The 14,239-nt window shown below is 58.1% G+C and carries 14 protein-coding genes and 1 pseudogene; 4 read left to right on the plus strand and 11 right to left on the minus strand.

What is annotated here, in order from left to right; all coding sequences use genetic code 11:
• Positions 1-36 precede the first annotated feature (36 nt).
• Both CKW18_RS03775 and sodC read right to left on the minus strand, forming a co-directional pair.
• Complete coding sequence (locus tag CKW18_RS03775; protein ID WP_016983279.1) at positions 37-351, minus strand: DUF2388 domain-containing protein; 315 nt, start codon at positions 349-351, stop codon at positions 37-39.
• Positions 352-486: 135 nt separating this feature from the next.
• The gene (sodC, locus tag CKW18_RS03780) at positions 487-1,008 is read right to left on the minus strand and encodes a superoxide dismutase family protein (RefSeq protein WP_095187535.1); all 522 of its coding nucleotides are present in this window, start codon (positions 1,006-1,008) and stop codon (positions 487-489) included.
• 243 nt (positions 1,009-1,251) lie between these two features.
• Between sodC and CKW18_RS31405 the strand changes: the two are divergent.
• Together CKW18_RS31405 and CKW18_RS31410 are read left to right on the plus strand one after the other, a co-directional pair.
• Positions 1,252-2,010 (plus strand): annotated as a pseudogene (locus CKW18_RS31405) (MCP four helix bundle domain-containing protein); the annotation flags it as partial.
• Between the two features lie 129 nt (positions 2,011-2,139).
• A complete protein-coding gene (locus CKW18_RS31410; protein ID WP_371857609.1) occupies positions 2,140-2,865 on the plus strand; it encodes a methyl-accepting chemotaxis protein in 726 nt (241 codons plus the stop codon).
• A gap of 54 nt (positions 2,866-2,919) precedes the next feature.
• Here the strand turns inward: CKW18_RS31410 and CKW18_RS03790 are convergent, their stop codons facing one another.
• The 3 genes from CKW18_RS03790 to CKW18_RS03800 form a co-directional block, all read right to left on the minus strand.
• A complete protein-coding gene (locus CKW18_RS03790; RefSeq protein ID WP_095187537.1) occupies positions 2,920-3,417 on the minus strand; it encodes a hypothetical protein in 498 nt (165 codons plus the stop codon).
• Positions 3,414-4,661: an AAA family ATPase gene (locus tag CKW18_RS03795; protein WP_095187538.1), complete on the minus strand. Its 1,248-nt coding sequence runs from the start codon at positions 4,659-4,661 to the stop codon at positions 3,414-3,416. The genes CKW18_RS03790 and CKW18_RS03795 overlap by 4 nt, the downstream gene beginning before the upstream one ends.
• 164 nt (positions 4,662-4,825) lie before the next feature.
• Positions 4,826-5,257, minus strand: coding sequence for a nuclear transport factor 2 family protein (locus CKW18_RS03800; RefSeq protein ID WP_095187539.1), 432 nt, complete (start codon positions 5,255-5,257; stop codon positions 4,826-4,828).
• 531 nt (positions 5,258-5,788) lie between these two features.
• Between CKW18_RS03800 and mqo the strand changes: the two genes are divergently transcribed.
• Positions 5,789-7,435 (plus strand): malate dehydrogenase (quinone), encoded by a 1,647-nt coding sequence (mqo, locus tag CKW18_RS03805; protein WP_095187540.1) that lies wholly within the window; start codon positions 5,789-5,791, stop codon positions 7,433-7,435.
• A 185-nt stretch (positions 7,436-7,620) separates the two neighbouring features.
• Here mqo and CKW18_RS03810 read toward each other — a convergent pair whose 3' ends face one another.
• From CKW18_RS03810 to CKW18_RS03830, 5 genes are all read right to left on the minus strand, one after another.
• Positions 7,621-8,049 (minus strand): nuclear transport factor 2 family protein, encoded by a 429-nt coding sequence (locus tag CKW18_RS03810; RefSeq protein WP_095187541.1) that lies wholly within the window; start codon positions 8,047-8,049, stop codon positions 7,621-7,623.
• A gap of 117 nt (positions 8,050-8,166) precedes the next feature.
• Positions 8,167-8,442 carry a hypothetical protein gene (locus tag CKW18_RS30510; protein WP_170947215.1) on the minus strand — a complete coding sequence of 92 codons (276 nt, stop codon included), beginning with the start codon at positions 8,440-8,442 and terminating at the stop codon, positions 8,167-8,169.
• 169 nt (positions 8,443-8,611) lie between these two features.
• Positions 8,612-9,190 (minus strand): DUF4123 domain-containing protein, encoded by a 579-nt coding sequence (locus tag CKW18_RS03820; protein ID WP_095187542.1) that lies wholly within the window; start codon positions 9,188-9,190, stop codon positions 8,612-8,614.
• Complete coding sequence (locus tag CKW18_RS03825) at positions 9,187-11,316, minus strand: type VI secretion system tip protein VgrG (RefSeq protein WP_170947216.1); 2,130 nt, start codon at positions 11,314-11,316, stop codon at positions 9,187-9,189. Before CKW18_RS03825 ends, CKW18_RS03820 begins: the two co-directional genes overlap by 4 nt.
• 114 nt (positions 11,317-11,430) lie before the next feature.
• Positions 11,431-12,204, minus strand: a complete 774-nt coding sequence (locus tag CKW18_RS03830; protein ID WP_095187543.1) for an alpha/beta hydrolase — start codon at positions 12,202-12,204, stop codon at positions 11,431-11,433.
• A 112-nt stretch (positions 12,205-12,316) separates the two neighbouring features.
• On the opposite strand from CKW18_RS03830, the gene CKW18_RS03835 reads away from it, so the two are divergent.
• A complete protein-coding gene (locus tag CKW18_RS03835) occupies positions 12,317-13,261 on the plus strand; it encodes an aldo/keto reductase (protein WP_170947217.1) in 945 nt (314 codons plus the stop codon).
• Positions 13,262-13,267: 6 nt separating this feature from the next.
• Here the strand turns inward: CKW18_RS03835 and CKW18_RS03840 are convergent, their stop codons facing one another.
• On the minus strand, positions 13,268-14,161 hold the full coding sequence (locus CKW18_RS03840; RefSeq protein WP_095187544.1) for a LysR family transcriptional regulator: 894 nt from the start codon (positions 14,159-14,161) through the stop codon (positions 13,268-13,270).
• Positions 14,162-14,239: the final 78 nt, after the last annotated feature.

Here is a 14,239-nt window from a genome sequence, read left to right on the forward strand (position 1 = left end):
GAGCTGCCATCCATCGGCGGCCGCGTTCCTCTCGGCTTACTGATTCAGCCCCTCGTAATGCACCAGAATCGCATTGGCCAGGTCTTCATCGCTGGCATTGATGCCGGGATTGTCCTGACGAACCTGTTGCAGCACCGACTCAAGATAAACCCCACGAATGGCCCCGCCACTGGCGACAAATGCAGACAGGTCGTCACGGGCCGGAATCACCATTTTGTGATCCTTGAAGGTCGAGTACAGCGACGCGGAGACACCCGCCGAAGTCGCGACATCGCCCGCATCGACACGGGCCAGTGCGGAACCGACCGGCAGGCATAAGAGTAAAGAAGAAACGAGCACTAACTTGCGCATGACGGTATTCCTCCACAAGCGCGAAGCAAAAGGGAAGTACTACATAATGTGAGAGGGGCTCGGAGGGTGGTAGTTCCGTGTCGATGATCGGATGGCGTCGGGCAACGCCATTGCGGGTTGCCCGATTTGTTGCGCTCAGATCACGCCACAGGCCATGCGGTCGCCGCCGCCACCCAGCGGTTTGGGCATGTCGGCATGGTTATCACCGCCGGCATGGATCATCAGCGCGTGGCCTTTGATCTCGGCAATTTTCTTCAGGCGCGGCGCCAGCACCGGATAACTGGCGACGCCGTCAGCCGTCACGTAGACCGCCGGCAGGTCGCCCAGATGCCCGTCAGCGTAAGGGCCCAGATGCTTGCCGGTTTTCTGCGGGTCGAAATGGCCACCGGCCGCGAGTGCGGCGCCTTTGACGCCATCTTTCATGCCCGCCTCGCAGCTGCCGTTTTCATGGACATGAAAACCATGCACACCGGCCGGCAGGGATTTGAGGTCAGGCGTGAACAGCAAGCCATACGGTGTCTCACTGATGGTGACAGCCCCGATTGCCTGCGGCGCACCCTCGGCGCTGACCAGATTGATGGCGACTTTTTCGCTTGCCGCTTGCGCGGTGCCGATCGCCAGAGTGCTGACTAGACCCAACCATAGTGCGCGTTTCATAAGCGTTCCTTTTTGCTGCACGAGTGTTCAGAAGGCCGACTCAATAGCCTGTACGCATTAACGGGCGATGAAGGCTGCCGACGGCATTGTAATGTGAGACTCGGTGCACAATCCGAAAGTTTTGCCGGTGTTGCCTGCCAGCCCGGACATTCGCTGACACGTTGCGTCGCGGCAGATTGGCGCAAATAGGCTTAACTCAAGGTCTGACAAGCGCTTTGCAGCGTGCCCAGGGAGAATTTCACGGTGTCGATCAAACTGCGTTTAGTGTTGCTGATTGTTACCAGTCTGCTGACAGCCTTGATAGTGAGTCTGGTCAGCTACGTGGGTAATCTGCGGATGGCGTCGGCGGTCAGCGACAACGCAGTGAGCGTGAGCGCGCTGCGCAATCACATGGAAGCCGACATGATGCACGACGCCCTGCGCGCCGATGTCTATTCGGCGCTACTGGTGGGGTTGGGCAAAAGCACCAGTTCGGCGACCGAGGTGCGTGATTCGATCAATGAACACGCGGGACACTTTCGCGAAGTGCTCGATGACAATCTCAAATTGCCGGTCAACCCGACGTTGCGCTCGGCGCTGGAACAGATCAAACCGAGCCTCGACACTTACATCGACACGGGCGAGCGGATTGTCGGACTGGCGCTGGACAGCCCGGAAACGGCGCAGCAACAACTGGGCACCTTCAACACAGCGTTCAGCCAGCTCGAAGAACAGATGGCGGCGTTAAGCGAATTGATTGAAACCAATACGCGGCAGACCAGCCAGGGCACGGAAACGGCGATCCGCAATGCCAATCTCGCCCTTGGCGCGGTGCTGATCGTCAGCCTGCTGTTGCTGCTGGCGCAAGGGCGCTGGGTGATGTCGAGCATCCTCGGGCCGCTCAGATCCGCCAGTCGTATTGCCGAGAGCATCGCCCACGGCAACCTCAGCGAACCGATTGCCGAGCCCTCCGGCAAGGACGAAGCCAGCGTATTGATTCGCACACTGGCGACCATGCAGCGCGATCTGCGCGACATGATTGATGTGGTGCGGCGCAACGCCCACGGCGTCAGCGGCATGAGCGAACAACTGAGCCATGGCTGCCACCAGGTCGCCGACAGCAGCCAGCAGCAAAGCGTCGCCGCCGGCACCATGGCCGCCGCCGCGAGCGAGATGACCGCGAGCATCGAGGAAATCACCCGCCATGCCGAACGCGCACTGGGCATGGCCAATCAGGCCGAATCATTGGCCAAAAATGGTGGGCAGGTGATCCATCAAGTGGTCAGCGACATGGACGATATCGCCCGTTCGGCGCAACAGTCGGCGCAGGTGATCCGCACGCTGGATCAGGAATCAGAAGCCATTTTCAACATCATCCAGGTGATCAAGAGCATCGCCGACCAGACCAACCTGCTGGCACTCAACGCCGCCATCGAGGCTGCCCGGGCGGGCGAGCAGGGCAGGGGTTTTGCGGTGGTGGCGGATGAAGTGCGCAGTCTTGCCGCCCGTACCAGCGCTTCAACCCAGGAAATCGCCGCGATGGTTGCGCGCATTCAGCACAGCACGCGCGAGGCGGTCAGCAGCATGGAGGCCGGGGTTGCGCAGGTCGACAAGGGCATGGCGGTGACAGCTGATGTTGAACGGGCGATTCGCGAGATCCTTGAGGCCACATTGAGCACCACGCAACTGGTCAACGACATCACCCGCACCATTGGCGAACAGAGTCAGGCCAGTAACGAGATTGCCCATCAGGTGGAGATGATTGCGGGGATGTCCGAAGGCAATAGCCGGGTGATCGGGCAGACGGCGAATACCACGGATGAGCTGTCGAGCCTGGCGGGGCAGTTGGCGCAGTCGGTGGATCGGTTTCGGTTGTGAAGATTATTCGTAAGCAAACTAGCTGATTTTTTTCACCGCCGCCACTTTATCGATTTAATCGATTTGGACCGTTGTCTGTATGTCCAGGCGGAAGTTGTAGTGCCTGGAAAAACGCCTTTTCAGCACATTATTAATTTCTACGAAGGGCGCTTTTTTTCTGTTACATACATGAGCTTTTTTGGGGCTGTGGTTGATCAGAAACTCTTCACCGTGCGTAGCAAGCAAAAACTCGATAGTCGACTCTAGTTGATCGAGTGCGTGGCTTTGCCAATTACTTCGCCCCCAATCCTTTAGCTCTATGAGGTACATCGCAGCATCGGTGGTGAGCATGCAGTCGCAGCGTCCTCGACCAGCCTCCTCGTGGTCTTTGAGGACGCACTTGTCGATTGCTGTAAAAGTGACACGCTTTCGACTCGGGTTTTTTACAGTGGCGATCCACTGTTCTCGATGATTGAGAGCAACGTAAGCGACTTCTGAGGGTTGATCGTCGCAAAGGCCAAACTCTAGATCGTCGAAGGGGCCTGTCTGGCACTCGCTATCGAGAAAATTCACGCCTCCAGTTCCTCCTCGATATCCAGGAGACGATCAAACATGTCATTGCCTTCGCGAAGCGACTCGTTGAGATAATTGCTATCAGAAGGAATACCTTCAGCCATTGGCAGCTTTGCAATGCTTCCTGTCTTTTCATCGGCTTGGTAGATAGCCAGATCATCTGCATCAAGCAAGACTTGCAGGGGAATTACATTGGCAAGCTTGGCGATCAGGCTACCATCACGAGTTTTTTTCAGAATATTGTCGTAGAGCTGTTTGCCTTGCACTGCAATGGTCAGGTAATTCACTACATAAGGGCTGTGGGTCGTCAGTATTAACTGGTTGTTAGCGCCTTGATTGCTAATCTCAAGAAGGCTTTGCAGAACGCTCCATTGTGAGGTTGGGTAGAGATTCTGCTCAGGCTCTTCGACAATGTTGATGAAAGCCGTCTTGTTGAATTGCTTGGAAAGCGTAGATATCAACGCACGCTGCTGTTCGATGGTCAGATTCTCGGTGAGAAGCTTTGAGGTCTCTTTGCGGAACCGCTCCAACTCTTTGGAACTCATCGTGTCCGGTCGGTGAGCTATGGGCTCAAACACGCGTTTGGCCAGGTACTGACTCACCAAGTGAAGGGGGACGGCAGATTGGAAGCCGCTGGAGGCGTCAGCCAACTCCAGCGTGTAGGCGGACTCACTGATGCTCAAAGTGTTTTTGAGCAGATCGTATTTGAGATCAGCATTGTTGATCGGGAGAGAAAGGGAGCCTTTTATGTTTTCCTTTGCGTAGTTAAATTCTGCTAGGAACTCTGTAAGTGATGGGGAGTAGAGCCGTAGCTCCTCAGGATTCTTCAGATAGGAAATGAAGTTTCGCTCGGCAGGCACATACATGATCTGAGGCAGGTGATATTCCTTTGCCTTGGACTTGGTGATGTGCATTTGGCCTCGAGCGTACTTGATCGTGAAAGCATCACCTTCGTAATCGATTTCTGTTTTGTTTCTCTGATCGGCTGAAACGTAGTTTTCTAGCCGGTGGTAGCTCAGAAATGTTTTTGTGAGTCGATCATTTTCCTCGAACCAGCTTTTATCGTAATCACCGCGTTCCAGGGCTTTTTCGATCCATGAAAAGGTCGAGTAAAGCTTGGCTAACGTGCTTTTTCCTGAGCCCTGATTACCCACGAACACGGTCACGCGCTTGAGCTCTATCCAGCCATTGTTTTTCACACCATCACGGATAGGGCCAAAGTGCTTGACGCGTAGGCGAGGCATTGATTACTCCAAAAGGTTGAGCACATACGGTAATGCTGTGAAGCATATCAGGGAGAGGGGTAAAGGGGAGGCGCAAATGAAACCGGATGTGGAACGAGTGAAGCCTGATGTCATGGCCAGTGAAAAGCTCTGCCCGCTTCCATTGGCAGAGCTTTTCGTATCAATCAGAATTTGAACGCCTGCCGCCCCACCAACAACCACTTGCCATTCTGCTTCTGCCAGATCTGGAAGTTCTCGATCTCGGTCGGCACCACTTCAGTGCCCTTCAGCGCCTGCGCGGAAAAGTGGTGACGCACCAGCGCGGTGTCGCCGGACAGGGTGATGGTCTGTTTTTGCATCTCCAGGGTCTTGAACGCGCTTTTGCCGGTTTCGATGTCGGCGATGAATGCTTGTTTGTCCTGAATTTTGCCGCTGGAGTGGCCGTAGGTGAGGTTTTCGGCCGTCAGCGCATTCAATTCGGTGATGTCTTTGTGCAGCATCGCCTGGGTCAGATGATCGACCGCTTGGGCAACCTGCTTTTCCGCCGGGGCAGGGGCGGCCATCGCGTAACCGCTGAAGGCGCAGAGAAAGCCGATCAGGAGTCGGGTCTTGGTCATGGGTATTTCCTTGTTGTTATGGGGGTTGATGACTGATCGATTCAAAGTCTTAATTCATCAGTCATCGTACAACGTAGCAGGTTACTCATTAAGTACACAACGCCGGTAATTCGTCCGGTTGAGGAAGGGGTAAAAGCGAGAGATGATCGGCAAGGACGTGTGTCGGGGTCATGTTCGGCACTTGGCAGCCGATAAGTACCGCAGCGGAAAAAGACTCTCAGGTCGGGAACAGACGCGCGGGTTTGCCCTGACGTGATATTCTTCGCGCCAACTTGGTTTGACCTTATTCAGTTTGCTTGCCTAACGGGCGGGCTGACGGAATCCCTGTCGCTCAAGTAGCTGAGCCAATAATGATAAGAAGTCAGTTCAGAAGGGACATTAACTGAGGTCGATGCAACATGTCGGCCTTGTGTGCCCACCCGTCAATATTGAAGTGTGAAGGACCTGCGACCCTAGCCTGAGTGTCGCAAGAAGAGGGCCTCACACGTACAACAGCGGCGGGCGGAAGGCGTTTTATCATAGGTGCAACAGATGTTTAAAAAAGTGAACACAGCCTTGCTAGGGCTGGCTTTGTCGATGGGGCTGACCTCCGTTCATGCGGCAGAGGCCAAAAAAGTCGACGTACTGCTGATCGGCGGCGGCATCATGAGCACCACCCTGGGTGTGTGGATCAATGAGCTGGAGCCAAGCTGGTCGATGGAAATGGTCGAGCGCCTCGACGGCGTCGCCCTGGAAAGCTCCAACGGCTGGAACAACGCCGGTACCGGTCACTCGGCTCTGGCGGAGCTGAACTACACCCCGGAAGACGACAAAGGCAACGTCACGATCCCGAAAGCCGTCGAGATCAACGAAGCGTTCCAGGTTTCCCGTCAGTTCTGGGCCTGGCAAGTACAGCAAGGCGTTCTGAAAAACCCTCGCTCGTTCATCAACACCACTCCGCACATGAGCTTCGTGTGGGGCGATGACAACATCAAGTTCCTGAAAAAGCGCTACGAAGCCCTGCAAGCGAGCCCACTGTTCGCCGGCATGCAGTACTCCGAAGACCCGGCTGTGATCAAGAAGTGGGTCCCGCTGATGATGGAAGGGCGTGACCCGAACCAGAAAATCGCGGCCACCTGGAGCCCGCTGGGTACCGACATGAACTTCGGCGAAATCACCCGCCAGTTCGCCGGTTACCTGCAGACCAAGCCTAATTTCGACTTGAAATTGTCCAGCGAAGTACAGGACATCACCAAGAACGAAGACGGCACCTGGCGCGTCAGTTACAAAAACCTGAAAGACGGCACCAAAACCGAAACCGACGCCAAGTTCGTGTTCATCGGCGCGGGCGGCGGTGCACTGCACCTGCTGCAGAAGTCGGGCATTCCTGAAGCCAAGGAATACGCTGGCTTCCCGGTAGGCGGCTCGTTCCTGGTGACCGAGAACCCGACCATTGCCGAGCAACACCTGGCCAAGGCCTACGGCAAAGCTTCGGTGGGCGCACCGCCGATGTCGGTTCCGCACCTGGACACCCGTGTTCTGGACGGCAAGCGCGTCATCCTGTTTGGCCCATTCGCGACCTTCAGCACCAAGTTCCTCAAAGAAGGCTCGTACCTGGACCTGCTGACCAGCACCACCACCCACAACATCTGGCCGATGACCAAGGTCGGCATCAAGGAATACCCGCTGGTCGAGTACCTTGCCGGTCAACTGATGCTTTCGGATGAAGACCGTCTGAACGCGCTGAAGGAATACTTCCCGAACGCCAAAGCCGAAGACTGGCGCCTGTGGCAAGCCGGCCAACGCGTGCAAATCATCAAGCGTGATGAAGCCGCTGGTGGCGTGCTGAAACTGGGCACCGAAATCGTCGCTGCACAAGACGGTTCCATCGCCGGCCTGCTGGGCGCCTCGCCGGGCGCGTCGACCGCTGCACCGATCATGCTGAGCGTGCTGCAGAAAGTCTTCAAAGACAAAGTCGCGACCCCAGAATGGCAAGCCAAGCTGCACCAGATCGTTCCAAGCTACGGCACCCAGCTGAACAGCGATCCAGCCAAAGTGGCTGCAGAGTGGGCTTACACCGCTAAAATCCTCGAACTGCCGACGCCTCCAGTGATCGGTCAGGCTGCTGCTCCGGCTGCACCTGCAGCTGAAAAAGCTGAAGCACCGAAGGAAAATGCTGCACGTGATATGGCGCTGTAACCAGACGCCTGACACACAAAGCCCACTGAACCGGCGACGGTCAGTGGGCTTTTTTGTGGCGCAAGTTCTGAACGCTGAACCACGTAGGTGTTGCCGTAGGCTGCGTTCTTTTGATCTTGTTTTTTAAAGGGGCAAGATCAAAAGATCGCAGCCTGCGGCAGCTCCTGCATGACATTGTGCCGAGATCAGGCTTTGGTGGCGGCCAGATACTTTCCAAGTCGCCGCCCCATCTCTTCCCCCAACGCCTGCAACCCGCTCAATGGCCGCACCATCACTTCAAACTCGACAATCTTCCCGTGCTCATCAAAGCGAATCATGTCGATGCCTTTCAACTCCTTGGCGCCCACCTTGGCACTGAACTCCAGCACCACATTCAAGCCATCCGCCGTCACCAGTTCGCGGTGGTACTCAAAGTCCTCGAACACCTCGAAAACGGTGTTGAGGATCATCGTCACCACCTGTGCGCTGGGGTAGGGCGTGTGGGCCATTGGCGAACGGAATACGGCGTTTGGATCAAGCAGGTCGGGCAGGGCGCGCAAGTTGCCGGTGCGGATCATCTCGTGCCAGCGCTTGAGGGATTCGGCGGCGTTGGCCTGTAGATTCAGTTCGGGCATGGTCCACTCCTGGATTTTTTGTTGTTCTTCACGGGTCGGCAATGACTGTAGATCAATGCTGCAAATTTGGAACCTTGCTGTAGCGATCTGAATATCGGCACATGCGCGAAAAAAGGATCAGATTTCATCTGATCCGTATTTTTCAGTTCTATCTGCGTCTGTTACCCGCTCAGTCACAAGCCCAAAATACCCCGGCAGTTCGGTCATTCGCGACAGCTCTTCATCCCGAAGCGCGCGGTGCACCGCAAGTTCAGCATTAAGGAGAGCTACATGAGAAAGATGGGGTTTTTTCTGGGTGGGTTTCTGGCGCTGACCATTCTGATTGGTGTGCTCGCGACCATTTCTCCTGTTTGATGTGCAGGTGCGATTGGTGGCGTCTTGAACGGTTGCCAAGCCTATGCAGGTGCTGTGCGCGAATCACGATTTAATGCCGCGCCCTGCACCTGCAATCGGTATTGGTATTGATACCAAAGGGTTTGCACGAGTTGCTCAGGCGTGCAGGCGTTTTCGATTGAACGCTAAATTCGGCAGCGAATGACCTGGAGTGTTCTTCAACGGCGTTCTAGCCGAGTGCCTCTCCTGAAGGCCAGCCACTCACCCGCGCATTCGATCCACCCGCCGGATCCGCCGGATACACAATCAACGAGTGGCCATTACCGGCCTCGGCGATGAGCTTGCTGGCCGGGCCGAAGATCGCGGCGCGTTCCTGCGGTGTGCAGGTGGGCAGGTAGACGCGCAGCACTCTGGGATCGTAGAAACGAAACACCAGAAGGTTGCCATCGGCGTCGGTGACGCGCAGCAGGGTGCGGAAGTGGCCGCGCAAGTCGTCCAGCGCCACCTGCGCAGGAGCCATCACGAAACAGCCCCAGCTCTGCCCCCAGCTGTCCTCCAGTAATTCCCAGGTGTAGGCCTGCTGCGGATCAAGGTGCAGCAGATAGGGCGCCGCTGCAGACAGGCTTGGCGCGAGTTCGCCCGCATACAGGCAGGCGAACTCAGCCTGGCTGTTGCGCACCAGCGATTCGATGCGTGGATCGCGAGCGCCGTCGAGCAAGGCGTAGACCTTCGGGGCGTCCGGGCGCGAACCCTGGGGCCAGAATTCGGCGCTGAACCATTCACGAAGGCTGGGGCGGAACTGGGTCATTTGTTGCAGACCTCGCAGAACGGCACGCCGGTTTTAGCGGCTGTTACCAAGGTTTGCGCCTGCAGGTTCTGCTGGATGAGTCGGGTCTCGGCAACGCTTGGCGCAGCAGCCTGCGCGCCCTTGGCCGTGACCGTTGCCAAGGGCGCGGGCGTGTTGAGCGGTGCGCTGGCGAGTTTTTTTCCGGCAACATCGGCATCGGCGGGCGTCAACGCTATCGGCAGTTTGATGCCGATCCCGGTTCCCACCCCTGGCGCACCACCGGTATTGATCTTCACCTCAGCGCCACTAATGGTCACACCACCCGCATCAACCTTCACAAAACTCCCACCCGCCTTGGCGGTCAGCTCCATGCCACCCTCAACCACAACCTTGTCGCCTGCGTAGTAATGAATCTCCGTCCCCGCCTCAACAAACTGCGCCGTCCCCACCTTCACATGCTGCGTCACCGCAACTGTCAGATGATCATCCGCCCGCATCTCGCTAATCCGATCCAGATGCGTAATCCGGTGTTCCTCAACCTTGAACTCACTCAGCGTATTGGCTTCAACGGTGTCGTGCCGTTCGTTGCCGACCCGGATCTTCTGGTCGTGCTCGATGTTTTCGTCCCAGTCGCGCTGGGCGTGGATGTAGATCTGCTCGGCGCCTTTCTTGTCTTCGATGCGGAATTCGTTGTAGCCCTTGCCGCCCGGTGAGCTGAGGGTTTTGAAGGTGCTGCGGGTCTTGTTTGCCGGCAGGTCGTAGGGGACGACGTTTTCCTTGTGGTACAGGCAACCGGTGACGAGTGGCTGGTCGGGGTCGCCTTCTAGGAAGGTGACGAGGACTTCCATGCCGATGCGCGGGATGGCGATACCGCCGTAGGCGGCGCCGGCCCAGCCGCTGGCGACGCGCATCCAGCAGGTGGTTTTGTCGTCGCCCTGGCCGTCGCGGTCCCAGTGGAACTGGACCTTGATGCGGCCGTACTGGTCGCAGTGGATTTCTTCGCCTTTCGGGCCGGTGACGACGGCGGTCTGGCTGCCGAGGACTTTCGGTTTCGGGTGTTCGAGGGCAGGGCGATAGTGCGCGTCCCACGGGGTGGCGAGGAAGCTGTTGCGGTAGCCCTGGTGGAAATCGCTTTTGTTGTCGGTGACGTCGCTGGTGACGTTTTCGCCGAGCACTTGCGGCTGTTTGCCTTCGTGAAGCACTTCCAGCAGCAACCACATATCGTTCCACTCGGCGCGCGGGTGTTCGGCGAGGGTCAGGAAGTGGCCGCTGGTGAGGGTCGGCTCGTCACCTTTGCCTTCGGCGAGTTTGTAGTCGCTGCGATGGCGCTCCAGTGCGCGGGTGCTGAGGAACTTGCCGCGCTCGCGGGTGGTGAAGCGGCCGGGGTAGTCGTAGTCCTCAAGGTCCGGGGCGAACTCGGATTTGACCGCGCCTTCGGGCAGGATCTTCGGTTTTTCGAAGTCGTAGTCGCGGCGGCTGACGCGGGTGGTGCGGGTTTCCAGGCGCAGGTTGAAACGCTTGATCACCGGTTTGTCGGCGCTCATGCCGGAGTCTTGCTGGTAGCTCACGGCCTTGAGTTTGCGGAACACGGTCTGGTCGTCGCCGAACACCAGTTTGTGGCCGCTGCTGCTGTGCTGGAAGTGGAAGTGAATGCCTTCCTGTTCGCACAGGCGCTGGATGAAATGCAGGTCGGATTCGTCGTACTGCACGCAGTAGTCGCGCTCCGGGTATTCGGCGCTGAGCTGGAAGCTGTAGGCGTCGGCAAGGATGCCGCGATCTTCCAGCACCCGGGCGATGATCTTCGGCACCGTGAGCTGCTGGAAGATCTGCTGGTCGTGGTTGTGCCGCAGGTACGCCAGTTGCGGCACCAGGCTGATGCTGTAGCGGGTCAGGGTCTTGCCGGAGTCACCTTGCTCGATGCGATAGACCAGGCCATGAATCTTGCCTTCGCCAGTGGCGCCGAAGGTCAGCACGCCGGGCTTGTGCAGCAGCTCTTCGAGTTTCAGGTCGGGACGGGCGCTGACCAGTTCTATCTCGAACCGGAAAGGCTGGTTGAGTGCCTCGCGACCTTCAAAGCTCAACACTTGCAGGTCGGTGGACGCTGATTCGAGCGCGAAGCTGATGTGGGTAGCGTTTGCATCCAGCATTGCCTGACTCCTTCCGTGGAAAGCTTTGCGGATGGTGCAGGAATACCAAAGTGCTATCAAGGAGTTTTAAACGAGGTTAAACGCCAACATTAAACTCGAATTGCCGTGCAACGCTCATTGCCGGTTCAACACATCCCCCATCCATTGCAGGTACTGCGCTCGCTCGGAAATCGAGTTATGCGCCGAATCGGGTACCACCCTGAGGGTGGCCACGCCTTTGGGGAAATTCTCCAACAAGCGTTGGGTGCTTTGCCGAGGGATCACCTCGTCTTCACTCGCCGCCAGCAATAACGTCGGCACGCGGATATGCGCTGCATACTGGCCTGATTCAAAGCGATCCTTGAGCAACCATTTCACCGGTACCCACGGATACTGTCGGGCAGCGATTTCTTCGAGGCTGTTATACGGCGTCACCAGAATCAGTTGTTGCACCGGGCGCTGGCTGGCCAGACGTATGGCGACGCCCGAGCCGAGGCTGCGCCCGATCAGCGCAATCTGCGGATGACTGGCATACACCTGATCAAACAGCGCCAACGCATCTTCGGCAATGGTTTCTTCGGACGGTGACCCACCGCTGCCACCGAAACCGCGGTAATTCATCAGGTACACCGCGTAATCGGCAAACGCCTCGGCAAACTCCGGCAAATTGCGCGACACGTCTTCGGCATTGCCACCAAAGTAGATCAGCGCCCGTGGTCCGGCATGCTCGCGGGTAGTCACCCAGACATCCGCATCCGGCATCGCCAGTTTCAACCGCGCATCGGCCGATTCAACGGTTCCGGGCTGCGGGAAATAGATCAGTGAACGCTGGAAAACGAACAGCGCCGCGCACAGCAGCAGATACGCGGCGACGAGCAATGCGACGAGTGACATCAGGATTCGGGACATTCGGCTACTTTTAACGGGGTGTGCGGGTTCGTTGTCGCAGTGTAGTCCAGCGGTTGCACCGGACAGCATACGCACACAACGTGCAACAGATCCACGCAGCAGGGGAACCAGCATGAGCCACACTGAGGGTTACTCCCGTCGCCGACTGCTCACGCTGGCCGCCGGGGTGTCGGCGGTCTTCACCTTTGAACGGGCGCTGGCCACTGCCACATCGTCCGCCGCGCCCGGAGGCCAAACCATGCAGACCCGTGCCATCCCATCAAGCTCCGAGCCACTGCCCATGGTGGGCCTGGGCACCTATCGCGGTTTTGATGTTGCACCGGGCGATCCGGCTTACAAGCAACTGCCGGCGGTGCTCGACGAACTGTTCGCCAAGGGTGGCACCGTGGTCGACAGCTCGCCCATGTATGGTCGCGCCGAAGAGACCACGGGTGAACTGCTGTCGATCCACGAGCCACGCTCGCCGGCCTTTCTGGCCACCAAGGTGTGGACGCGGGGCCGCAAGGAGGGCATTGCGCAGATGGAGCAGTCATTCAGCCTGCTGCGCACTGAGCGCATCGACCTGATGCAGATCCACAATCTGCTCGACTGGCAAACCCACCTGCCGACCCTGCGCGAATGGAAGGCGCAGGGGCGCATTCGCTACATCGGCATCACGCATTACACTCCCTCAGCCTATGACGAAGTTGAAGCGGTGCTGAAGGCCGAACAGCTGGATTTCCTGCAGATCAATTACGCGCTCGACGACCGTGGCGTGGAAAAACGCATCCTGCCGCTATGCCGTGAGCGCGGTGTGGCAGTGATCTGCAACCGGCCGTTCGGCGGCGGAGGTTTGCTCGCCCGGCTCAAGGGTAAACCGCTGCCAGCGTGGGTCTCGGACGTGCAGGTCAACAGCTGGCCGCAACTGGCACTGAAGTTTCTGCTGGCGCATCCGGCGGTGACGTGCGTGATTCCCGGCACCGGCAATCCGCGTTACATGGCTGATAACGTCAAGGCCGGGCTCGGGCCGATGCTCACCGACGCGCAGCGTCATCAGTTGATTGCGTTGCTCGGCTAGGTCGAGTCAAACGCGATAGCGCAACGCTTCCAGCAACAACGCGAATGCCGGCGCCGCCTGGCGTCGGCTCGGGTAGTACAGGTGATACCCGGCAAACGTCGGGCACCAGTCCTCCAGCACCTGCACCAGACTGCCATCCGCCAGATGTGGCGCGACGAGGTTTTCCGGGATATAGCTCAGGCCGAAACCGTCCAGCGCCGCGTCGAGCAGTGGGTAGACACCATTCAAGGTGATCTGGCCCGACACCCGCACCTTGAGGCTCTCGCCGTCCTTTTCGAACTCCCAGGTGTACAGCCCGCCATTGGTGGGCAAGCGCAGATTGTTGCAGGCGTGGTCGGTCAGGTCGCGGGGCGTTTGCGGGGCGGGGCGCCTGGCGAAGTAGGCGGGCGAACCGACCACCGCCATGCGCATGTCCGGGCCAATGCGCGTAGCGATCATGCCCTGGGCGACGTCCTCGCCCAGACGTACACCGGCATCGAAGCCTTGTCCGGCGATGTCGACGAAGCCGTAATCACAGCACACCTCGACGGCGATGTCCGGGTACTTGGGCAGAAATGCCTTGAGCACCGGGCGCAGCAGCCAGTCCAGTGAATGGTCGGTGGCACTGATACGAATTCTGCCCGCCGGGGTTTCGCGCAGGTTGCTCAGGGCGGCAAGTTCCAGTTCGATCTCTTCGAAGCGCGGGCCGATGGTCTGCAGCAGGTGTTCACCGGCCTCGGTAGGGGAAACGCTGCGGGTGGTGCGAGTCAGCAGGCGCAGGCCCAGGCGTGCTTCAAGGGCGCGGATGGTATGGCTTAACGCTGATTGCGAGACGCCGAGTCTGGCGGCGGCTTTGGTGAAACTGCGCTCGCGCGCCACGGCGAGGAAGGCGAGCAGGTCACTGGCGTTTTCCCGAAGCATTGATGAATTACCTGCATAAGTTTTTTCGAATTCTAGTTGATTATCTGAAGAGTCATCCTGGGTAAAGTTCAGGCATCA

The organism is Pseudomonas sp. Irchel 3E19 (assembly GCF_900187585.1).
GTDB classification, from domain to species: domain Bacteria; phylum Pseudomonadota; class Gammaproteobacteria; order Pseudomonadales; family Pseudomonadaceae; genus Aquipseudomonas; species Aquipseudomonas baetica.

Coding starts and splice junctions, on each gene's coding strand:
- CKW18_RS03775 (WP_016983279.1), bottom strand. CDS start 351: ATGCGCAAGTTAGTGCTCGTTTCTTCTTTACTCTTATGCCTGCCGGTC.
- sodC (WP_095187535.1), bottom strand. CDS start 1,008: ATGAAACGCGCACTATGGTTGGGTCTAGTCAGCACTCTGGCGATCGGC.
- CKW18_RS31410 (WP_371857609.1), top strand. CDS start 2,140: ATGGCCGCCGCCGCGAGCGAGATGACCGCGAGCATCGAGGAAATCACC.
- CKW18_RS03795 (WP_095187538.1), bottom strand. CDS start 4,661: ATGCCTCGCCTACGCGTCAAGCACTTTGGCCCTATCCGTGATGGTGTG.
- CKW18_RS03800 (WP_095187539.1), bottom strand. CDS start 5,257: ATGACCAAGACCCGACTCCTGATCGGCTTTCTCTGCGCCTTCAGCGGT.
- mqo (WP_095187540.1), top strand. CDS start 5,789: ATGTTTAAAAAAGTGAACACAGCCTTGCTAGGGCTGGCTTTGTCGATG.
- CKW18_RS03810 (WP_095187541.1), bottom strand. CDS start 8,049: ATGCCCGAACTGAATCTACAGGCCAACGCCGCCGAATCCCTCAAGCGC.
- CKW18_RS03820 (WP_095187542.1), bottom strand. CDS start 9,190: ATGACCCAGTTCCGCCCCAGCCTTCGTGAATGGTTCAGCGCCGAATTC.
- CKW18_RS03825 (WP_170947216.1), bottom strand. CDS start 11,316: ATGCTGGATGCAAACGCTACCCACATCAGCTTCGCGCTCGAATCAGCG.
- CKW18_RS03830 (WP_095187543.1), bottom strand. CDS start 12,204: ATGTCCCGAATCCTGATGTCACTCGTCGCATTGCTCGTCGCCGCGTAT.
- CKW18_RS03835 (WP_170947217.1), top strand. CDS start 12,317: ATGAGCCACACTGAGGGTTACTCCCGTCGCCGACTGCTCACGCTGGCC.
- CKW18_RS03840 (WP_095187544.1), bottom strand. CDS start 14,161: ATGCTTCGGGAAAACGCCAGTGACCTGCTCGCCTTCCTCGCCGTGGCG.